At 67.0% G+C, this 20,955-nt stretch carries 17 protein-coding genes and 2 pseudogenes; 10 read left to right on the top strand and 9 right to left on the bottom strand.

All coding sequences use genetic code 11. The features are described 5' to 3' along the window. Positions 1 to 265 precede the first annotated feature (265 nt). Both ACQPW1_RS20480 and ACQPW1_RS20475 read right to left on the bottom strand, forming a co-directional pair. A pseudogene (locus ACQPW1_RS20480) lies at positions 266 to 1,548 on the bottom strand (IS1380 family transposase); the annotation flags it as partial. A 131-nt stretch (positions 1,549 to 1,679) separates the two neighbouring features. Then, positions 1,680 to 3,269 (bottom strand): DHA2 family efflux MFS transporter permease subunit, encoded by a 1,590-nt coding sequence (locus ACQPW1_RS20475; protein WP_433664293.1) that lies wholly within the window; start codon positions 3,267 to 3,269, stop codon positions 1,680 to 1,682. Here ACQPW1_RS20475 and ACQPW1_RS20470 point away from each other — a divergent pair. Then, positions 3,226 to 3,996 (top strand): TetR/AcrR family transcriptional regulator, encoded by a 771-nt coding sequence (locus tag ACQPW1_RS20470; RefSeq protein WP_433664292.1) that lies wholly within the window; start codon positions 3,226 to 3,228, stop codon positions 3,994 to 3,996. The two genes, ACQPW1_RS20475 and ACQPW1_RS20470, sit on opposite strands and share 44 nt — an antisense overlap. A 197-nt stretch (positions 3,997 to 4,193) precedes the next feature. Continuing rightward, a pseudogene (locus ACQPW1_RS20465) lies at positions 4,194 to 4,796 on the top strand (LLM class flavin-dependent oxidoreductase); the annotation flags it as partial. 27 nt (positions 4,797 to 4,823) lie between these two features. Here ACQPW1_RS20465 and ACQPW1_RS20460 read toward each other — a convergent pair. Both ACQPW1_RS20460 and ACQPW1_RS20455 read right to left on the bottom strand, forming a co-directional pair. Beyond that, positions 4,824 to 5,018 (bottom strand): ferredoxin, encoded by a 195-nt coding sequence (locus ACQPW1_RS20460; RefSeq protein ID WP_433664291.1) that lies wholly within the window; start codon positions 5,016 to 5,018, stop codon positions 4,824 to 4,826. Between the two features lie 32 nt (positions 5,019 to 5,050). Next, positions 5,051 to 6,271: a cytochrome P450 gene (locus ACQPW1_RS20455; RefSeq protein WP_433664290.1), complete on the bottom strand. Its 1,221-nt coding sequence runs from the start codon at positions 6,269 to 6,271 to the stop codon at positions 5,051 to 5,053. A gap of 97 nt (positions 6,272 to 6,368) precedes the next feature. On the opposite strand from ACQPW1_RS20455, the gene ACQPW1_RS20450 reads away from it, so the two are divergent. Continuing rightward, entirely contained in the window at positions 6,369 to 7,001 is a 633-nt protein-coding gene (locus ACQPW1_RS20450; RefSeq protein ID WP_433664289.1) for a TetR/AcrR family transcriptional regulator, read from the top strand. Positions 7,002 to 7,172: 171 nt separating this feature from the next. Next, on the top strand, positions 7,173 to 9,956 hold the full coding sequence (locus tag ACQPW1_RS20445) for a PQQ-binding-like beta-propeller repeat protein (protein WP_433664288.1): 2,784 nt from the start codon (positions 7,173 to 7,175) through the stop codon (positions 9,954 to 9,956). Here ACQPW1_RS20445 and ACQPW1_RS20440 read toward each other — a convergent pair. After that, positions 9,946 to 10,155 carry a hypothetical protein gene (locus ACQPW1_RS20440; RefSeq protein WP_433664287.1) on the bottom strand — a complete coding sequence of 70 codons (210 nt, stop codon included), beginning with the start codon at positions 10,153 to 10,155 and terminating at the stop codon, positions 9,946 to 9,948. The two genes, ACQPW1_RS20445 and ACQPW1_RS20440, sit on opposite strands and share 11 nt — an antisense overlap. Between ACQPW1_RS20440 and ACQPW1_RS20435 the strand changes: the two genes are divergently transcribed. After that, the gene (locus ACQPW1_RS20435) at positions 10,154 to 10,477 is read left to right on the top strand and encodes a hypothetical protein (RefSeq protein ID WP_433664286.1); all 324 of its coding nucleotides are present in this window, start codon (positions 10,154 to 10,156) and stop codon (positions 10,475 to 10,477) included. The two genes, ACQPW1_RS20440 and ACQPW1_RS20435, sit on opposite strands and share 2 nt — an antisense overlap. A gap of 345 nt (positions 10,478 to 10,822) precedes the next feature. On the opposite strand, the gene ACQPW1_RS20430 is transcribed toward ACQPW1_RS20435, so the two are convergent. After that, positions 10,823 to 12,172 (bottom strand): cytochrome P450, encoded by a 1,350-nt coding sequence (locus tag ACQPW1_RS20430; RefSeq protein WP_433664285.1) that lies wholly within the window; start codon positions 12,170 to 12,172, stop codon positions 10,823 to 10,825. Positions 12,173 to 12,887: 715 nt separating this feature from the next. Continuing rightward, positions 12,888 to 13,151 carry a phosphopantetheine-binding protein gene (locus tag ACQPW1_RS20425; RefSeq protein WP_433664284.1) on the bottom strand — a complete coding sequence of 88 codons (264 nt, stop codon included), beginning with the start codon at positions 13,149 to 13,151 and terminating at the stop codon, positions 12,888 to 12,890. 147 nt (positions 13,152 to 13,298) lie between these two features. On the opposite strand from ACQPW1_RS20425, the gene ACQPW1_RS20420 reads away from it, so the two are divergent. Then, on the top strand, positions 13,299 to 14,423 hold the full coding sequence (locus ACQPW1_RS20420) for an FAD-dependent oxidoreductase (RefSeq protein WP_433664283.1): 1,125 nt from the start codon (positions 13,299 to 13,301) through the stop codon (positions 14,421 to 14,423). A gap of 5 nt (positions 14,424 to 14,428) precedes the next feature. On the opposite strand, the gene ACQPW1_RS20415 is transcribed toward ACQPW1_RS20420, so the two are convergent. Next, positions 14,429 to 15,709 carry a wax ester/triacylglycerol synthase domain-containing protein gene (locus tag ACQPW1_RS20415; protein ID WP_433664282.1) on the bottom strand — a complete coding sequence of 427 codons (1,281 nt, stop codon included), beginning with the start codon at positions 15,707 to 15,709 and terminating at the stop codon, positions 14,429 to 14,431. Further along, complete coding sequence (locus ACQPW1_RS20410) at positions 15,706 to 16,665, bottom strand: ACP S-malonyltransferase (protein WP_433664281.1); 960 nt, start codon at positions 16,663 to 16,665, stop codon at positions 15,706 to 15,708. Before ACQPW1_RS20410 ends, ACQPW1_RS20415 begins: the two co-directional genes overlap by 4 nt. A 174-nt stretch (positions 16,666 to 16,839) precedes the next feature. Between ACQPW1_RS20410 and ACQPW1_RS20405 the strand changes: the two genes are divergently transcribed. The 4 genes from ACQPW1_RS20405 to ACQPW1_RS20390 are packed head-to-tail and all read left to right on the top strand — an operon-like array spanning position 16,840 to position 20,951. Beyond that, the gene (locus tag ACQPW1_RS20405; RefSeq protein ID WP_433664280.1) at positions 16,840 to 17,853 is read left to right on the top strand and encodes an AfsA-related hotdog domain-containing protein; all 1,014 of its coding nucleotides are present in this window, start codon (positions 16,840 to 16,842) and stop codon (positions 17,851 to 17,853) included. A gap of 12 nt (positions 17,854 to 17,865) precedes the next feature. After that, on the top strand, positions 17,866 to 19,182 hold the full coding sequence (locus ACQPW1_RS20400; protein WP_433664278.1) for an FAD-dependent oxidoreductase: 1,317 nt from the start codon (positions 17,866 to 17,868) through the stop codon (positions 19,180 to 19,182). Then, positions 19,179 to 20,300: an FAD-dependent oxidoreductase gene (locus tag ACQPW1_RS20395; protein WP_433664277.1), complete on the top strand. Its 1,122-nt coding sequence runs from the start codon at positions 19,179 to 19,181 to the stop codon at positions 20,298 to 20,300. The genes ACQPW1_RS20400 and ACQPW1_RS20395 overlap by 4 nt, the downstream gene beginning before the upstream one ends. Positions 20,301 to 20,324: 24 nt before the next feature. Then, positions 20,325 to 20,951: an SRPBCC family protein gene (locus ACQPW1_RS20390; protein WP_433664275.1), complete on the top strand. Its 627-nt coding sequence runs from the start codon at positions 20,325 to 20,327 to the stop codon at positions 20,949 to 20,951. Positions 20,952 to 20,955 lie beyond the last annotated feature (4 nt).

Below are 20,955 nucleotides of genomic sequence, written 5' to 3'. Positions count from 1 at the left end.
GACATCCCAGCAGCGATCAACTCTCCCGGCCTACCGGCAGGGGCACGGTCTTTCTCCAGGACTCGAAGTCCAGGGTGCGAAAGTGCTCACCTACCGGCCGGCTACTACCAGGAGTGTGCCGGATAGCTCACTCCCAGAACTGATAAGGGTGTGCACCCCTTAACTCGCCACGCTGACAACAGAATCCTATGACTCGCCTCGATGGGTTAGCCTCGATCACGCCGGGCCTTCGGCCCGGCGTGATCGGGTTCGGATTGTGTTTTTCAGCCAGGTGGGCGGGGATCGAGAACAGCCGCAGCCGTAAGGTTTTCGGTTCCCAGCGGGCGCGCGTCGTGGTCGTGCAGGGCGAGGGTTTGCATCCATGCGGTCAGATCCATGGCGAGCGCGACGAGGGCGAGCCAGATGCGGTTGGCGTTGTAGCCGTGGAACGGTAGGTTCCGCAGGCCCGTGTCCTTGGCGGCACGGATGCGGTCCTCGCAGCGGGCGCGGCGGCGGTGGCGTAGTTCCAGGTCCGGGAGCTGGCCTTTGGTGGTGTTGGCGACGAACGCGGTCAACCTGAGTCCGTCGCGGTCGGTGGACCGCAGCTGCGCACCGGGATGCGGGCGTTCCTTGCCGACTGTGAGCCGCATGCCCGGTGGCCATCCGGTGAGGTCGAGGATGCCGGTGGCCTCGATGACCCAGGCGCCGTCGCGGACCTCGCCGTCAGCGTCGTAGGCCGGTGTCCAGTCCTCGGGCGTCGGGTAGGCGTCGAGGGCCTGCACGATCTCGTCGGTGAGGGTGAATCCGATCGAGTACTGCAGTCGGCGACGGTGGCAGTAGCTGAGGAACCCGTGGGTGCCGCCGCCGGAATCGGTGCGCACCAATACTTTCCGACCGACCCGCCACGACGGTTGCCACGGCAACCGCGCAAGGGCTTCGTGGAGCACCTACTTGTGGTCGGCGGCGGTGTTGGAGCCGGAATTACCTGGTCGCAGCATCGCCGCGGCGGGCTCGCCGGTGCCGGTCGTGCCGTGGTCGATGAACGCCCACAGCGGGTGGAACCCGAAACCTTTCTTGAATGTCGTTGCGGCACATTCTTTTTCCGAGTGGACGTCGGTCAGGGTGGCGTCGAGATCGATGATCAGCGGATGCTCGGGGTCGATATCGTGGTCCGGGGCGTGCTGACCGGGCTGTCCCCACCCTCGTGCTCGCGCGTCGGCGCGAGCAGAAGCGATGGCGGCCAACGCTTCCGGTGCGTCGGCGGCCAGCACCGACACCAGCCGTGACACCGTCGGATCCGAGGCCACCAGCCCGAACACACCCGGTTCGGCCCGCAGTAACGACAGATCCGACACGCAGTCCCCGCCGACCGCGAGCGAGATCGCCAAATCCATGATGATCATGCACGGCCAGAGGTTTACGCCACGGTGCCAATGCCAATGACAGGCCCTTGACCAGGCCGATCTTCTCAGCGGTCCGCAGCAACAGCACCGCCCCGGCCTGCGACACCACCCCCGAACCGTCCCCGTCGACAACCAGCCGCGGATACGACGATATTGACTCACTCACCAGAAAGGTGCTCCGTAACTCGATCAATTCAACCTTAGACAAGTCGAATTATCGCAGCTCAGAGCACCTTTCGCCATTCCAAAGGCGCCTCATCGGCAATTACCATGACCGGGCGAGGTTAACATTGCCGATCACCGCTGCCGTCCCGGCATCAGCACTGCGACCACCACGGCCGCGCCCGCCGTCGCGGTGGCCGCGGCCAGCGAACCTGCGTGCACCGAGGACATGAATGCGTCGCGCGCGGTGTGCATCGCGGGTCCGGCGACCTCCTCGGGCAGCCGACCGGCCACGCCGAACGCCGCGACCACAGACTTGGACGCCTCCTCCGCGGGCACCCCGAGCGCGGCGAACCCCCTGTTGACCCGGTCGGCGAAGACCTGGTTCATCACCGAGCCGATCACCGCGATGCCGAGCGCCGCACCGATCTCGCGGGTAGTGTCGTTGACCGCCGATCCTGCGCCGAAACGATTGGCAGACAAGGCATTCATGATGGTGTCTGTCGCAGGTGCGGTGCCCCAGGCCAGACCGGCCGCCATGAGCACCATGGAGCCGACCACCGGCCCCCAGTAGTTGGAGTCGGCGTCACAGGCCGTCGCCGTGAGCACGAAACCCGCTGTCAGCGAAAGCATTCCGAGCGTCACCACGATCCGCGTCCCGATCCGCACGGTCAGCGCCATGCCCACCGGCGCCATCAGGCCCAAGACCACGGCGAACGGGAGGGTCGCCAGACCTGCCTTCAGGGTGTCGTAACCGCGGATCACCTGGAAATACTGGGTGATCAAGAAGACGAAGCCGAGCAGGCCGAGGAACGCCATCATGATGGCGACGCAAGCCGCGGTCACCCGCCGGTCCCGGAAGATGACAACCTCGAGCAGCGGGTTGGCAACCCGCAACTCCCACCAGCCGAACAGCACGAAAAACACCGCAGCGCCGGCGAATCCACCCAGGGTGAGACCGGACAGCCAGCCGTCGGTCGGACCCTCGATCACGGTGCGCACCAGCAGACCGACCCCGGCGATGGACAGCAGCGCACCGACCACATCGAACCGGCCGGCATGTTCGGCACGCGAATTCGGCAGCAGCACAAGGCCGCCGATCAACGCCACCGCCACGATAGGCAGGTTGACCAGGAACAACGAGTGCCACGAGTAGTGCTTCAGCAGCAGACCACCCGCGACTGGTCCAAGCGCGACGCCGAGACCCGAGACCGCCGTCCAGACGCCGATCGCCGCGGCACGCTCCTTACGTTCGGTGAAGATGGTCGACAGCAGCGCCAGTGTCGCCGGATAGATGAGCGCGGCAGCCACACCGGTGGCTGCCTGCGCGGCGATGAGCTGGCCGGTCGTCGCTGCGCTCGCCGCGGCCGCCGAGAACACCGCGAACAGGACCAGGCCGATCTGCAGAGTTGTCTTGCGGCCGAAGCGATCTCCGAGGCCACCGCCGGTGAGCAGCAACCCAGCGAACACCAACGTGTAGGCATCTACGATCCACTGCATCGCCGTGGTGGAAGCGCCGAGGTCACGCCCCAGGGTCGGCAGCGCAACGTTGACCAGGGTCGCATTGACCACCGAGAGCAGCACGCTGACGCACACGACGGCCAAGGCCAGCCAGCGGCGCGCGCCGCCGCGTCCAGCCGGTTCGAGTTCGGCAGGAGTCCGTGACGGAGGTGCCTGCTTGATGGCCGCCGAGGTGTCGGCCTGCCCGGAAATTGAAGCGTTCACGTCGCCCTCCTATAGAACGATGCACTACTATTGTGTAACACTGTTCTACATCATTGTGGGCCAAGCCGTCAACCAGGGAAAAGCGGTTAAGATAACAGCCCAGAATCCGAACCGAGGAGACCCGACAGTTATGGCCGACCGCGCCCGCACCCCGAGCAAGGACGTCGAGCGAGCGCTCGTCGAAGCCGCCGAGGCGGTCCTGATACGCGACGGCCTGGCCGGCGTCACTGTGCGCGCGGTCGCAGCCGAAGCCCGCGTTGCGCCGATGGGTGTCTACAACCGATTCAGCGGAAAGCATGGCCTGGAACGAGAACTGCTCATCCGCGGCTTCCAAAACCTGCGCACCGAAGTCGGCGCACCGGCTGATGCCGACCCGCTCACCAGGCTGCGCAACGCGAGCATCGGATACCGCAGATTCGCCATCGAGCACCCCCAGCACTACATGATGATGTTCCACCAGACCTCGGCCAGCGAGCACTTCGCCAACGAAGCGGTCCAGGACACCGCGAACGGCGCGTTCAGCGAACTGGTCGCCAATGTCCGCTACGCCATCGCACGCGGCGCGATCGCCGAGGGTGACCCTGTCGCGCTCGCCCAGCATGTCTGGTCGGCGCTGCATGGCGCCGTGTCGCTCGAACTCGACGGCGCCATGCGCGTCGCCGACCCGGCGGCCAGTTACGCCGAACTCGTCGAGCTGCTCATCCGGGGCCTGCGGACCGGTCTCTGAACTACCGGTCCTACCCGCCCGGGATACGGGCGGGGTACGGGTCGTCGTCACGGCAAAGATGTTGCGCTGCGGGCGATCCCGCGGCGCTGGCGGCCGACCTTGTCCGCGATCAGGTCGGCCAGCTCGGGGTGTTCTCCGAGGTATAGAAATGCCCGCCGTCGAACACCTTCATGTCGAACTCAGACGTCGTGTGATCCGACACCATCACCTACGCGAAGAAGATCCGCACCCGCGCAACAGAATTGGGACGCGCGGACGGACTGCCGCTCATCATGAGCTCGTTCCACGCGACCTACGGCACCTCGGAAGCCGAGGTGCGTCGACTGGTGCGTGAGCGCGACGAGGCCACCGATTTCGAGGCCGGACGGATCGCGCTCGCCGACATGCTCGGCGGCGGCGTCGATCTGTCCGGACTCCCGTTGGATCAGCCCATCCCGGAACACCTGTTACCCGACGTGCGGTCGGTGCGCCGCCGACGCGGCCGAGTCGAGATCTTCAGCGGCTTCGCCCGTTCCGGAAAGAGGCTGCGCGAGTTGATCATTGCCGCCAAGGACGCCGGCCACTGGGCGGCCGCGGGCACCCCGGAACAACTCGCCGACGCCATCGCCGAACGCTACGACGCGGGCGTGCTGGACGTGATCAGCCTCGGCGGCCTCGCCGACCCCCGCACCCGTGACTTCCTACTGAACGGCCTGCTCCCAGAACTGCGGCGCCGCAACATAATCGGCACCGACTACGTGGGCGCGACCTTCCGCGACAACCTCGAATTGCCGCCCCTGCCGCCGATCGCACCTGCCTAGCGGACCGGCGCGATCGGCAAAGGCAAACTACTCGGTGAACGCGACCGCACCGGACGGACAGATGTTGACCGCCTCACGGACAGCATCCGCACTACCTGCGCCCGGTTCGGCCGCCAACACCTTGACGAGACCGTCATCATCGTCCTGGTCGAAGACGTCGGGCGCCGTCAACGCGCACAGCCCGGCGCCGACACAAACGGATCGCTCGGCAGTTACCCGCATGAGATCTCCTTTCGCTTCTCGCGCAACATCATTCACCATGTCACCGGAAGTTCGTTCACACCCTGAATCGTCGAACCCGGCCGCAAAACCAGTCGCTCCACCGGCACAGCCAGCCGCAATGTCGGGATACGCGCGAACAACGCCCCGAGAATGATCTCGAGCTCCAACCGCGCCAGATTCTGACCCAGGCACTGGTGCACGCCGTAACCGAACGCGATGTGATGACGCGCCGAGCGGTGCACATCGAAGGTGTCCGGCTCGGCGAACACCGAACCGTCGCGGTTGGCAATGGCATTGGACACGATCACGCCGTCGCCCGCCTTGATCACCTGCCCGTCGATCTCGATATCAGCCTTCGCGAACCGGCCGCCCGCGAGGTCGGCGATGGCGAGGTAGCGCAGCAGTTCCTCGACCGCGCCCGGGATGAGGGTGGGATCGGCGCGCAAGGCGGCGTGCTGATCCGGATGCTCCAGCAGCGTGATCACCGACAGGGAGGTCATCGATGCCGTTGTCTCGTGGCCCGCGACGAGCAGCAGGATCGCACTCGACACCAGTTCCTCGCGGTCGATCTCGCCGTGCGCCAACTGATCCGCGACCAGGCCGGACAGCAGCCCGGGGCCGGGTTCGGCCTGCAACCTGGCGATCAGCCCGTCAAGGTAGGCGCCGAGTTCATTGCGCGCGGCGATCGCGTCGTCCGCCGTCGTTGCCTGCAACAGCCGCCGGCTCGCGTCCTGGAACAGCTCATGGTCCTCGTACGGCACCCCGAGCAGTCGGCAGATCACCATGGACGGCACCGGCAGCGCGAACTGGCTGACCAGGTCGGCCGGCGGCCCCGCGGCCAGCATGTCGTCGATGAAGCCGTGCACGATCTGCTCGACGTCGGCTCGCATGCCCTTGACGCGCTTGACGGTGAATTCGCTGATCAGCATGCGCCGCTTCGGTCCGTGCTCCGGCGGGTCCATGCTGATGAACGCCCGTCGGCTGTCTTGGACAGCACGAACACGTGGCGAGGTGGCCGGAAAATCAGCGTGTGTCCGATCGGACGACAGCCGAGGGTCGGCGAGCAGCGCCCTAGCGGTCTCGTGCTTGGTAACCACCCAGGCCGGACGACCATCGAAGAGGGTTACCTGTCGCAGCGAGGGCGCTTCGTCCCGGAACCGGGAGTACTGCTCGGGCAGTTGGTAAGGACACGTGCGGTCGTTCGGGAAAGTAGGAGCATTGTCGGTTCGGGGCAGCGAAACAGTGTCGGTCATCAGTTCCCCTCGAGCTCGTAAGATACGCTTAGTACTCTATTTTCAGGTTAAAGTGTCTTCCCAAGCGACGCAACGTTTTTCAGGAGCTCGACTTCCAGTGAATGTCCGGCAATCCGTCGACGCGACGGACGACTACCGCAAAGGCACCCGCCGGCGCGGCGAAGAACTCGAACGCGCGATCCTCACCGCGACGCTGGATGAACTCGCCGACGTCGGCTACTCCGGCCTGACCATGGAGCGGGTCGCCCTGCGCGCCCGCACCAGCAAGACCGTCCTCTATCGCCGCTGGCCCGGCCGCGCCGAACTGGTCATGGACGCGTGCAAGATCGGTCGCATACCGGAGGTCGACATCCCCGATACCGGTTCCCTGCGTACCGATGTCCTCGCCCTGCTGCGTCAGATGTCCGCGACCATGGCCACCCCGTTCGGCGGCATCATGCGCGGCCTGCTCGCCGAGATGACCCGTGATCCCGAACTCGGCCGCCTCATCCGGGAACGGGTACACAAGGTCGGCCCGGTGAGCATCAACGCCATCCTGGAGCGGGCGATCGAGCGCGGCGAGGTCGATCGCCGCATCCTGGACTCCCGGCGCGCCACGGTCGCAACCGATCTGCTGCGCAACCATTTCCTGCTGTTCGGCACACCGGTCGACGACGCGATCATCGTCGACATCGTCGACGAGGTGTACCTACCGCTGGTCCTACGCCACCCACAATCCGCTGCGGAGTAACGACCACCGGTGAGATACGAAGCACCGCTGAGACTTACACCCGGCGAACAGGCCTGAACATCGGCGGTACAGCGGGCGAACTGTAGCGAGAGTCGACGGCACCACGGGCGCGGACCCCTTAGCTTTAGTTCCGTGTGGAAATGTCTGCTATGTCTGTTAATCACCCTGACAGTGATCACGGCACCCAGTCCGGCGTACGCGGCGGCGGATGCCGCTGTCGAAGCGCGCGGCACCGTCTTCCTCGACCAGAACGGCAACGGCGTGCGCGACAGCGGCGAGCGCGGACTGCCGGATGTATCGGTCACCGACGGATCCGTCTGGGCGAAGACTGACAAGGACGGCGGCTACCGCCTGCAGATAGATCCGAAGCGCCGGGAAACCGATCTGGTACAGGTGGTTTCGCCGGACGGCTACACCCCGGTACTGCGCGAGGACTCGGTCCCCCGCTTCTTCCGCGCACTCGACGAGGGCAAACCCCGGCAGGACGGCATCGACTTCGCCCTGGTCCCGGACAAGCGCGCCGCCGATCCGCGCGAGGCGTGGCTCATGTTGTCCGACACCGAAACCGACAACCGCAGCGACGCCTCCGCCGCGAACACGCAAGCCCAGTGGACCGGGCAGGTCGAGGCGATGGCACGGAACCGGGAAGCCACCGTCGCCATCGCGACCGGCGACATCACCGTCACCGACTACACCGCGCCGGGTCGCCGCCAGGGCAGCTACGACATCCTGCGGACCGGCCTCACCAAGGGTCGCTTCGGCCGCCCGTTCTACCCGGTGATGGGCAACCACGACGCGGGCGGGACCGGGAACAAGCCCGGGTACGCCGCGAGCATGGAGGTCTACCGGCGCAATATGGGACCGGAGTGGTACAGCTTCAACCGCAACGGCCGCCACATCGTGGTGCTGGAGAACAACTACGACACCAGTGCGCTGAATCCCCAATTGCAATGGCTCCGTGAGGATCTGAGCCGCCATGCCACGGGCAAGCAGGTGTTCGTCTTCGCACACCGGTCGCTGTTCACCAAATGGGGTCCGGGACAGGCCATTCAGCCGATCGTCGACGAACTCGCCCGCTACGACACGCGAATGTTCGCCGCAGGCCACAACCAGCAGAGCGAGTTCCGCCGCGGCGCGTTCCCGCGCTCGGTGGAGGTGAACAACATGGGCGCCACCTACGGAATCGACGGCGCGCGACCCGGTTACAAGGTGCTGGACTTCGCCGGCATCACCGATGACCCGGCGACACCGCAGAACGAGGACACCGGCTACGTCTCCGGCACGCACCGGCAGTTCTTCGTGCGCGACCGGACAGCCCTGGTGAGTCCCGCACCGGACAGCGCGCATCGGGCAGGCACCTCGATCCCGGTCGACCTGTATGTCGAGGATGCCGGTCGGACTCCGGCGAATGCTCAGGTACTGGTGCGTGATGAACGCGGCGGCGAGGTGTGGCGCGCGGACCTGCGCTTCGGCAGCACGCAAGCCCCACCCGGCTGGGTGAACTGCTACACGCCGCCCGGCGGCCAGGCCGAGTCCTGCCCGGCCATTCGCACCAACTGGGCGACCGCACACGGCAGCATCATGTTCCTGCAACCAGGCACCTACCGCGTCGAGGCGAACGCGACCGATACCGCGGGCGCGAAATGGCCTGCGCTGCAAGGAACTTTCCGCGTGCTGCCCGTCGGCGCACCACCGTCCGCCGGCGCGGACTGGCCGCGCCAGGGCGGTACCGAATCAGGTGGCTCCACCGCGGCATCCGACCCGGGTGCGGTGCTGGACCAGCGGTGGTCGGCCAACACCGGCGAGCAGTTCGGCCTCAACGGTGCCGCGGTGTCAGGCGACCTCGTGGTCGTGACCTCCCAAGCCTTCGCCTCGCCCTACAACCAGGTGCTGGCCTACCACCGCGACACCGGCAGGGAGCTGTGGCGAACCTACCTGGACGGTGACGCCGAGTCGTTCCCGACCGTGCAGGGCGGCCGGGTGTATCTCAGCACCGGAGTCGGCCGGGTCTACGCGCTCAACTCGCGTACGGGTGGCGTTGATTGGCAGACCATCGATGACGAGAATCGCACCGGAAAGACCGTGCGCCGCTATGGCCGAGCGGGCGGCCCGGTGAGCGTCTTCGACCTGCCCGAGCAGCATCGCGCGGTCGCGGTGTACCAGAAGTACGACCAGATCGTCTGTCGCGACGCCGCCAACGGCAAGCAGCTACCCGGCGGCTTCACCGCACCCGCGGGCTGGGGCGAATTCCACAGCGCCGCGGTACGCGGGAAGGACAAGGCCGCGGCCTACCTGCACTCGGGATCGAGCCAATCCCTCATCGCGATGGACCTGAACACCTGCACCCGCCGCTACTCCGTCGACACCCCGGGCGGACTGTTCAGCCACTCCTCCCCCGCGTTCACGGACGCGGATCGCCAGCTGATCACCATGACCGGCGGCGGCCTCAGCGGCCACGACCCGCGCGACGGGCGCGCACTGTGGCACGCCGAAATCCCCGGCAGCGCTTGCGAACCGGGCCCACCCCCGGTGACGAGTCCCGCTGTTCGCGGGCAGAACGTCTACGTCGCGTCCATCGATGGCACCGTCCGCGCATACGACACTCAAGCGAGCAATCCGGCCGAACCGATCTGGACGACCGGCACCGGCTACCTGCCCGGCACCAGCCCCCGCGACGACCCCGCGCGGGTCGCCGCAGGCTGCACCGCCGCACCGAACGCCCCCGCGATGCACGCGCTCGTCACCGAAACCGTGGTCTACGCGGGCACCTGGGACGGCCGACTGGTCGCACTCGACCGCCGCACCGGAAAGCTGTTGAAGCAGTACGACTTCGGCGGCGCGATCACCTCGGCGATGTCGGTCACCGGCGACTGGCTGTTCGTCCTGACCACCGACGGCACCGTCCACGCGCTGGCCCGCCGAGCGGACCAGCCCGGTACCTGGCCTATTTCTTGATCAGCGCGATCTTGGTGGTGTCGATTTGCACCCCTGGGACTTTCAGGACTTTCAGGGCTGCGGCAAACGCCGCGACGGCGTCGTTCTCGGCAGTGGCGGCTTTGTTTGCGAGGTCGACGTCATCCGGTTCGGCCTCGCTGTCCTTCGCCGCCGTTGCGGCGATCTTGGACTTGTCGATGATGTTGGTCACCTCGTCCATGGCCTTTTTCGCCTGGGCGGCCTTGTCGGCGGCCTCGGAGGCGGCGGTACCGGCGGCAGCGGCCGCCTTATCGAGCGCCGCGTCGACCTCGGCGTCGGTACCGCCGCCGGTCGCGGCCTGGGCCGCGGCCGCAGCGGCGACCTCCGGCGTTTCCGCCTCGTCCGCTTTCTCAGCGGCTTCATCGGCCTTGGTTGCCGCCGCGTTGGCCTTGGTCGCGGCGTCCTCGGCGGCCTTCTTGGCATCCTCTGCGGCAGAGTTGACCGCGCCGGAAAGGAGGTCGCTTGCTGTCGCCAGCAGGGTAAGCCGCGACGCGGCGCTGTAGGCGCGTTGGCAGTGCTAGATGATCAGTGCCTTCGCGAGCTCCCCGGCCTTGCCTTCCTGCGGTTGGGCGTTTTCGCCTGCACACTTGCCTGACCACGGCGGATCCGCGTAGGCGGGGGGTGGCTGCCAGCCCCGCTCCCAGACACATGGTGGTGAGCGCCACGGTCGATACCAGCGCACGCATTCCAGCCTTCACGAACACCTCCAGGAGAGATATCGAAATCGGGCAATGGACAAACGCAGCCAACCCCGGGATCCCGGGAGCCGGATGATCGAGCCAATCTCCTGTTCCACACCATCAGCGTCCAGGATCAGCGGAAGCGGCAGTTCGTGTCGCGCACACGACTCACTGCCGCCTGCGGTAGCGGACGCGGCACGGCTGCTGTAACTGCACCACCATCTTGGAGTGATCGTTGCGGTAGGTGTCCGACGGCTGTGCCAGCTCGAATTCCCAGTCCCGCAATAGAATCGAGAAGATCGCCTTCAACTGCATGAGCGCGAACGGCGCCCCGACGCAGCGATGCCGGCCCGCCCCGAACGGAATCCAGGTCCACCGGTTGACGATGTCTTCCTGCCGCGGATCGAGATAACGCGCCGGGTCGAAGGTGTCCGGGTCGGGGAAATCCGCCGGAATACGATTGGAGATCGCCGGGGTCGCGGCCACCATGTCACCAGCCGCGATCCGGTGACCGCACACCTCGAATTCGTCCCGCGCGATCCGCATCAAGATGATCAGCGGCGGATGCAGCCGCAACGTTTCCTTCAGTGCCGCTTCCAGGTTCGGAATCTGACGCAGCGCGTTGTGGCTGACCTCCGAACCGTCGGCATACAGCTCGTCCAGCTCGGCCACCACCGCGCCCAAAAGCTCGGGGTGGCGCAGCAATTCGATGATTGTCCACGCCGCTGTACCCGAGGTGGTGTGATGCCCGGCGAACATCATCGAGATGAAGATGCCGGTGATCTCGCTGGCGGAGAACCGCGGCACCCCCGCCTCGTCCTTGACCGACACCAGCACATCGAGCATGTCGCGATCACCTTTGCCCGCAGGTGGATTCGCCGCTCGACCGTCCATGATCGCCTGCACCAACTCGACCAACTGCACCCGCGCCGCATCCCGACGACGGAAGCTCTCGATCGGCGCGTAGGGATCGACGTAGGCCAGCGCGTCGGTGCCCTGCTCGAGCTCGTGGTATAGATGCGCGAACCGAGAATCGAGCTCCGCGCGGAACTTTCGGCCGATCAGGCAGGACGAGGACGTATAGATCGTCAATTCGGCGAAGAACTCGAGCAGGTCGATCTCACCTTCGTCCGCCCAACCGGCCAGCATCCGATCCACCTCACCGGCGATGGTCGCGGCATGCCCGCGCATATGGTCCGCCCGCAACGCCTGGTTGTGCAGCATCTCCTTGCGCCGTTCCGGACTGGCGTCGAACACCACGCCCGCACCGAAGATCGGCTTCATGAACGGGTAGGCCGCGCCCTGATCCAGGTCCTCGTCACCGGCTCGGAAGAAGAACTCGTTGGCGTCGGCCCCGGACAGCAGGATGACATCCCGCCCGGCGAGCTCGAACGACCCGACGTCACCGCATTCGGCGCGAACCCGCCGCATCAACGCGATCGGATCGGTGCGGAGCTCCTCGAGATGCCCGTGCTCGTCCGCTTCCCCGGACACCCGCTGCGGCTTGACCAGTGTCATTGGAAATCCTTCCCAGAAAATGCCCGACACACTAGGTGGACATGTGTCTGGACACTACACGGAAAGGGTCTCCCGACAAGCCCACTTCAAGCCAAAGGGCCGGTCCCGCACGCCCGCCTCGCTGTACTGCAGGCCGCGGATGACCGATGGCCGAGCACGGCTTAGGCGCGCTGACCGTCGAGGTTTCAGACGGAAGCATCGCAACGGGGCGAAGGGGCGAACGGGCGAAGGGGCGAAGGGGCGGTCAGATCTCGCGTCGGGTCGGTTCGAGGCACGAGTCCGCAGCCGTCGCATACGTGTGTGGCCCGCCCAGCGGTATCGAGATACCACCGGGCGGGCCACTTCCCCGTACACCCAAGGAACGCCGCCACGTCCACAAGGGCCGCGTAGATACTAACCCGTACCCGGTCCCACAGCGGGGAGGCGCTACCCCGTGTGCAGGGCGCGGAAGACTCGGTGGAGGTCAGCCTTGTCTTCGAAGCCGATGCCCGGAGTGTCGGTGAGCCGGAGGCGGCTGTGCTCGATGACGGCGGCGTCCGCGAAGCCGCCGGTGGGCTGGAACTCGCCGGGATAGGACTCGTTGCCGCCGAGCCGGAGGGCCGCGGCGATGTGCAGCGAGAAGAGGTTCTCGCCGGTGGCCAGCGGGCCCGGGCCGTTGGCGCTCCTCTCCGGAAAAGAGCGAATGCTCGCCGCCCTGCGGGACTGAGCCCGTCGACTATCCGGTGCGGGCGTCGGGCGCCGCGGTCAGCGCCGCATCGATGACGCGGACGATGTCGCCGACCGTCCAGCAAGAGAGCATCTGTTGCACCGTCAGCCGGACCCCGAGTCGTTCCTCGATGGCGACAATGCCGATCGCGACCGCGACCGAATCGAATCCCAGATCACCGACGAGGATCTCCTCGGGACGGGACTGCCGGACTTCCATACCCAGGTCCGTCTCGAAGATGTCGAGCACTATGGGCAGCGTGTGTTCGGACACGATCTGAGCCTATCGGCCGAATCCGGGCCGGTCTTGCATCGAATGATCGGACTGTACTCAACGAACGGCGTGGTTACGAACGGCGTTGAGAAGAGATCGACTTTCGGTCGATGAGCCGCCCGGGTCGCGGAAATTAGACTCGCCGCCATGATGACGAGCACGCCGCGGGTTCTGGTCGTCGGCGGCGGCATCGCGGGACTGACGCTTGCCGCGGCCTTGCGGTGCAACGGAATCGAACCGACGGTCGTGGAACGGGTCGCGCGGTACGGGGACGTCGGATACGTGATCACGCTGTGGCCGATGGGCCGCCTGGTGATCGAACACCTCGAATTCGGTCGGCGTTTCGACGCGCTCACGGTGCCGATCAACACCTACTCGACCCATGTCGACGGCGGTGGCAGGCTGCGCGACTTCGACTTTCGCGGTCGCCTCGGCGACGGTGTCCCGCGAGCGCTGCGACGGTCCGAGCTGATCGAGTTACTCGGATCCTACGGCGGGGGCACCGAGGTGCGGATGGCGCGCACCGTGGCGGGCATCGAGCAGAACGGTCGCGTCGTCGTTGTGCGTTTCGACGACGGTGCGACCGCCGAATACGACGTGGTGGTCGGTGCCGACGGCATCGACTCCGGAGTACGCAGGCTGGTCGCCGGGAACGTGCCGATGCATCGCACCGGGCTGCGGCTGTGGACCTGGTGGACGCGCGGCATCGGCGTCGCACCCGACGAATCGCACGAGTTCTGGGGTAAGGCACGGTATTTCGGCTACAACCCGACAACCGGTTCGGTCGGCTGTGCGGCCGCGCTACGCGCCGCGGGTGCCCCGGCGACCCCGAGTCAGCTCCGCGACCGCCTGTACGGCGTTGCGGGACCGATGGATTGGATGATCGACGCGCTCGACGGCATCGATCGGGTCGGCTGTTTCGACCTCGACGATCTGCGAATGCCGAACTGGCAGTTCGGTCGGGTGGTGCTGCTCGGCGACGCGGGCGCCGCCTTCCTGCCGACCGCGGGCGTCGGGGCATCGATGGCGATGGAATCCGCGCTGGTGCTCGCCGAGGATCTGTCGAAGGTGGATGCGGCCCAGGTACCCGATGCGTTGCGGCGGTATGTGCTGCGCCGCCGAACCCGAGTCGACGCCGTACAGAACAGATCGCGGTGGCTGATTCCGGTGATGCTGCGCCGGACCAGGTTCGGCACCGCGTTGCGCAATACGATGATGCGCGCGATGCCCGAGCAGGCGGTGATCTCCGAGATAACGCGCTGGAATCCGTGAGTCGGCTATCGCCCGGCCCGCGACAGCTCGGCCACATCCAGCAGCAGGTCGCGCAGACAGTCGGCGAACTCCGTTAGGGCACAAGGCAATATCCGAGGATCGGCAACGACACCGACGGACAGCTGATCGCGCAGGATCAACATGGTGACCATGAGCTCGTCGGCCATCAGCGGCGACAGCGGCAGCGTGGCGGTCACAGCGCGGCCGAATACGGTGTGCCGCCGGGTGAATCCCGGTGTGATGCTCACGCTGAGCTGACAGGTGTCGCGCACCATCCGCGCCATCAGGCGCGTCTGCGCCCGCCACGGCAGATACTGCAGATCCACACTGGCCGAGGCTAATGCGCGGGCCTGCGCCACCGGATCGATGGCGGCCAGTCCTTCCCGCACCGCCCGGACCCGATCCGTCACCGGCGCACCCGACGCGGCGACATCCAGGAACGCCGACGCGCTGGCATTACCCGTGTGACGCAACTCCGCATCGAAGGTGACCGGCACCATGATTCGCAGGTCGTTCCCCGAAACGTGCGGCGCCACCCGCCGATACGCTTCGGCCGCGGTCGCCAGCAGATACTCCGTGCTCGACCCGGCACCGCGCGCCGCGTTCTGCCGTATCCGCCGCACCGGAACCGAGAACACGGCGACCTGCCGCACGCAGTCCGGCGGCGGGAACGGCAGTACTCGCCCACCCCGGCGCACCGAACGCGCGGCGCGATACTGTCGAGGGACCTCGGTGCAGGTCCGCCAGGTGAGTGACCTGGTGAACGGAAACCGTGGTGCGGTAACGAATCTGGCGTAGTCGACGACCGGATCGCCGACGGTGTCGACGACGAGCGCGGCGAAACCCGGCGCGGCCAGACCGTCGCTCAGGCAGTGATGCACGCGCAGCAGCACCGTCTGGCTCCCGCGGTCCTGCTCGGTAACCAGGGTGATGTCCCACAGCGGCGCGGTGCGGGTCATCGGGGTCGCCATGAGCCGCTCGATCGAGCGCAGCAGCCCGCTCCGGTCCGCCACCACGGACTCGTGCACGCGCGGCCGCGGATCTACTTCTGCCCGAATGAATCTCGGGCGCCGCCGGAGGCGCTCGGGCAGGCTCAGCCGATACAGCTCGGGCTCGCGAGCACGCGCGGCCACCCGGGTACGCAACTGCTCGATCGTGATCGGATCTCCCGGATCGAGCTGAAAGCCGAGCATCCAATGCATCGGGTGCCCGATGCTGTCGAGGCGCAGATACTGACAATCCAACTCGCTCAACCGATCCCCGCGCCGTCCGATGGTCCGTCTCATGGTCCGAGCTCCCCTGGATAGCCGAAGTACCGCACCGTCGGCGCCGATTCGCCGCGGCCGATGGATTTCGCGAGCACCCGGCTCGGCCCGACCTCCACCAGCCGCGGACAGCCGAGCCGGGTCAGTCGCCCGATGACGGCGGTCCACCGCACCGGTGCGGTCAGTTGTCGCTCGGCCAGTTCTCGCCACCGCGCGGCGGTATACCGCCCAGCGTCCACATTCGCGACCACCTCGATAGCGGTCGACCGGAATTCGACCGCCGCCAGGGCCTGACGCAGCATCGGTGCCGCGGATTCCATGAGCGGGGTGTGAAATGCGCCGTCGACGGCGATTCGCACGACCTTCAGCCGGGACTTGCGGGCCGCCGCGGCCACCGCCTCGACCCCCTCGACCGTGCCGGATACGACGACCTGCCGCGGCCCGTTCACATTGGCCACCCAGACCAGCGCACCGCCGGAACGCGCGGCGGCGGTGAGCTCTTCGACGCTGTCCCCGCTCGCTCCGAGAATCGCGGCCATCGTGCCGGGTCGCGCCCGGATGGCCGCCCGCATCGCCGCGCCACGAGCCGCGACCAACCGCGCACCGGCCTGCGGCGTCAGCGCACCCGCCGCCACGAGCGCCGTGTACTCCCCCAGGCTGTGCCCGGCGCACGCGAGCACCCCATCGACCAGCCGATGCTCGATCAGGTAGTCCAGCGCCATCAAGGACATCGTGAAGATCGACAACTGCGCCGCATCCGTACTCCGCAAACGCTGCTCGCCCGTCCGTAATACCAGCTCGGCAATGTCACACCCGGTCCATTCGGAGACATCGCAGACGATCCGCCACTGTGGCGTGTCTCGCCATTGCTCGCCCATGGCGGGTCGCTGCGCGCCTTGACCGGGAAAGATCAACGCACATCCGGTTGGCTCGCCGGACCGGGTCAGCGTTGCCACCCTGTCGTCGCTCTCGAGCACAGCACGAGCGTATCGCCGGGCGCGGCACCGGTATTCGGTCAGACGTTGAGATCGGTTCAGCGAACGCACGATGATCCGCGCCGCGCCCGTCGATACGCTCGCGGTAGCTCGAACCACGAAGCCCGGTGTGCGACATCGGCCGTGGCACGGACAGCGCCTCGATGAGAGGGAACCGTGGACAAAACCGCAGTGACCACCCGACCTTCGCCCGACGGCGACCGAAAAGCGTTAGCAGAGTTGCGCTTCGAGCAGACGGTGCCCCGCTCCCTGGTGCATCGCGCCGCGGTCAACGAGGTGTTCCTCACCGACGCGGCGGTCATCGGCAAACGCGAATGGGCCGTGGCCGCCATGCTCCCCCGCAGTCACATGCTGTTCAACGACGGTGGCAATCCGGATTATCTGGACACGATCGCGATCATGGAGGTCACCCGGCAGGTGACCGAGTATGTGGCGCACCAGTTCGTCAATGTGCCGGACAACCAGTTCCTCGTCTTCCGGGATATGCGGATCGATGTCTTCGCACCCGAATGGCTACGCGCGGGGCCGGATCCGGCGCGCGTGGTGACCATCGTCAATGCGCGCACGTCCGAGCGACTGGCGCAGCACCCGGTGACCATCATCGTCGACGGCCACGAGTGCGGGCGGGCCGGCGGACGGTGGCTGCCGCTACCGCAGCACTACTACGAATACATTCGCGAACGGGCGCGGAAGAAGACCCTGAAACTCGACCCGGAACCGGCGCGCCAGGTCGACCCGGCCGCCATGCTCACCCCGGACCGGGTCGGCCGATACCATCCGCGAAATATCTTGCTCGCCAACGGTATCGCGACCGATGACGACAGCATGACCTTCCTGTTCACCTTCGATCCGACGCATCCGGTGTTCTTCGATCATCCGATGGATCACGTGCCGGGCATGTTGATGCTGGAGGCGGCCAGGCAGGCCTGCCTGGCCGCGCTGTCCGAGTATCGGAACACCGACCCGCGCCGAGCTCTGATCGTCGGCTGTGACGTCGATTTCGGCAACTTCTGCGAACCCGATCTGCGCACCGACTGCCGTGCCGAGATCGCCGACTCCGGCGCTCCCGGCCCGAGCAGGCGGCATCGGGTGCGCGTCGCCTTCGAACAGGCGGGAGAGTCGCTCGGCGCCATCACCCTCGAGGTGCTCGACGAATCCGGTTCGGGCTGACGGGAGAACCACGTGACGACACCGGAACGCGTCGCGGTGGTCGGGGCTGGGGTCTCCGGTATCGCCGCCGCGCTTGCGCTACACCGCGCGGGCTGCACGGTAGAGCTAGTGGAACGCGACGATCGAATCGGTGGCCGCCTCGGTTTCGCCGAACTCGACGATCGCGAGGTGCTGCTCGGCGGCAAGAACATCGGACGTGGCTACACCCGATTCCGAGCCATGCTCGACCTGCTCGGTGGCACCGGATACGAGCCATTCGGCATCAATACGTCCCGGATGGTCGCAGGCCGACTTGTCGGCCTGGACAGCGACAACCGCACCGAAGCGATCAACGGCATTCTGCGCATGTGCGATTGGCGGGACCTGACCAAACTGGACCGCATCGCCAGGAAGGTGCGGGCCGCGGACACGGCGCGGTTCCTGGGGTCCGATCTCGCCAGAAGCCTGGCGCGCCACGATGATCGGCCGCTGTCCGAGCACTTCGGCAAGCGCACAACTGACAACTTCCTCCGTCCGATCACGGTCCGGATGAACGGCGCCGAGCCGGACGAAGCCTATTACGGCAACTTCCCCACCAATATGGGGATGCTGCTCGACAAGTTCGACCAGCCGATCGTCGGGCTGTCGGCGCTGCTGTCCCGCATCGCGGATCTGGTCGAAATCCGTTACCGCACTCGCGTTACCGGCATCTCCCGAGTCCAGGGCGGGGTTGTCCTCGACCTCGTCGACGCGGGTGGCCGTGCCACGCAGACGCGATACGACGCCGTCGCCGTCTGCACGCCCGCCTACGCGGCAGCGCCGCTGCTCGCACCGCTGTCGGAGGCGCTGGCCGGGCTGCTGCGCGCGGTGCGATACTTCCCGGCCACGGTCGCGGTCGTGCGGTACGTCCACGACGTCTTCGCCGCCGATGTCCGCGCCATCGCACTGGACGACCAGCCGTGCAGCAACGCGGGAAGCTACGGCAAGGACACGAGAAACATTGTCCGATACACCTTTTCGGGCAAGCACGGCCGCCTCGGCGACACCGCCGAAGCAGACGTTCTCGACCTGGTCACCGACACCGAACAGCAGTTGCGCAGCCACCTCGGTGTCGTGCGACAGCCGAGAACCGCAGCGGCCATCCGCCATTGGCCGCAGGCCTACTGCGGCTACCTGCCGCACTACGGCGACTTCCTCGACACGCTCGCCGCGACCGCGACCCCACTCACCGGTATCGCCTTGGCGGGCGACTATCTGCTCGGCACCTCACTCGAGGCCTGCTGTCGCTCCGGCGAAAACGCGGCCGCCGCACTGCTTTCGGCACCGGTGCCACAGGGAGCGAACAGGTGAGAATCCTGATCGTGGGCGGCGGTATCGCCGGGCTCACCCTCGCGGCACGGCTCCGGCAGCGCGGCCTGCGCCCCACCGTGATCGACACGATCGACAGCTACGGCCGTGCCGGATACGCGATCACGTTGTGGCCGACCGGCAGTCGGGTGCTGCACGGCCTCGGCCTGTGGAACTCCTTCATCGATATGAGTGCGCCGCTACGGCGCTACGTCGTGCACGATCGCGACGGCGCCATCCTGCGCACCTTCGACCTCGACCGCCTCGACGCGCACAACGGGCTGCCGCGCGCGGCGCCACGCGCCGAGCTGCTCGCCATTCTCGAGTCGGCGAACGGCGGAACCCCGGTCGATCTGGAGACCGAGGTGGACCGGATGCGGCAGATCGGTTCCACCGTGCGGGTCCGCTTCGACGACGGCCGCGAGCGCGATTTCGACCTGGTCGTCGGCGCGGACGGCATTCGCTCACGAACCCGCAGACAGGCCGAGCTGGACACCGCCGAGCACCGGTTCGGCTGGCGCATCTGGTGGTGGTGGGCGCGCCGCGGTGTCACCCCACCGGGCGAGCTGCACGAAACGTGGGGGCTGCGGCGGATCATGTCCGCGTATCCGACCCAGGATCGAGTCGCCTGCTTCGTGGCGATCGCAGGCTCGTTCGACAGCGCGGCCGCCTCGGCAGGCACCGACCAGTGGCCGCCGAGCGACACCGACGCATGCTGGATCCTGCGCACCCTGCCCGACGCCGACCGGGTCGAATGCCTGGATCTGGTGGAAGTCACTGTTCCCCAGTGGATTCGGGGCCGAATCGTGCTGCTCGGGGACGCCGCGGCCGGGCTGGTGCCGAGCACCGGCATCGGCGCGTCGCTCGCGATGGAGTCGGCGGCGGTACTCGACGACGAACTCGTACGCGTCGACACCGCGCACATCGACATCGCCCTGACCCGGTTCGCCCGCCGTCGCATGCCCCGGGTCGATGCCGAGCAGCACCGGGCCAGGGTGTTCGGCGATTTCATGATGCTCGAATCGCCGATCGCGCGGCACTTCCGCGATCTCGGACTGCGCTACTTCCCGACGCCGGTGCTCTGCCGCGAGCTCGACCGCCGCAACCGCATTCCGCTGTGAACACCCATTGCCGAGGGAGACCCCATGACAACCATGCCGCTGGACGATATCCCCGGACTGTTTCGCTGCGAGACCGTCTCGCGCACCGACGCCACCGCCGAGCTGCTCGCGCTGACCAGACAGCTACGCGCGGGCACCGCCAACCGCGAGGTGTACACCGTGCATCAGCACGTCGAGTGTCCACCCGAGGTGCTCTACGACTATCTCCTCGATATCCGCAGCGTGGCCGAATTCACCTACAGCATGCGCAATTTCCGGCCCGACGGTGACAGCGGCCGGTACGTCGGCGAGGACGCGACCGACCCGGACACCAAGATCCATCTGCGGATCCGCGGCAATCGCGAGGTCGGCACCGTCGACTACGAGTCCGCGTTCGACCAGGGCGACGATCTGTGGATGGTGTTCTGCGGCCGGGTGCTGTCCGCCCGCCACGTGCAGCGCCGCAGCGGCGCGCTGGTGTCGTGGACGATCTGGCGCCACCCGTACTACGACAAGAATCCGTACCCGCATCTTGCCCCGCGCCGCGGCCGCGTGTGGCCCGGGTCGATGTGGCCGCTGTTCCACGCCTGCGATGTGCTGGAGCTCCGCAATATGCAGCGGATCCTCGAATACCGCATGCGGGCGCAGCCGTCGTCCGTCGCCGGGCGGTGACCCG

Origin of the sequence: Nocardia sp. CA-128927, assembly GCF_050955855.1 — a bacterium.
Lineage (GTDB): Bacteria > Actinomycetota > Actinomycetes > Mycobacteriales > Mycobacteriaceae > Nocardia.
Note: the sequence above shows the minus strand (reverse complement) of the source record. Positions and strands in the feature narration are given on the sequence as shown.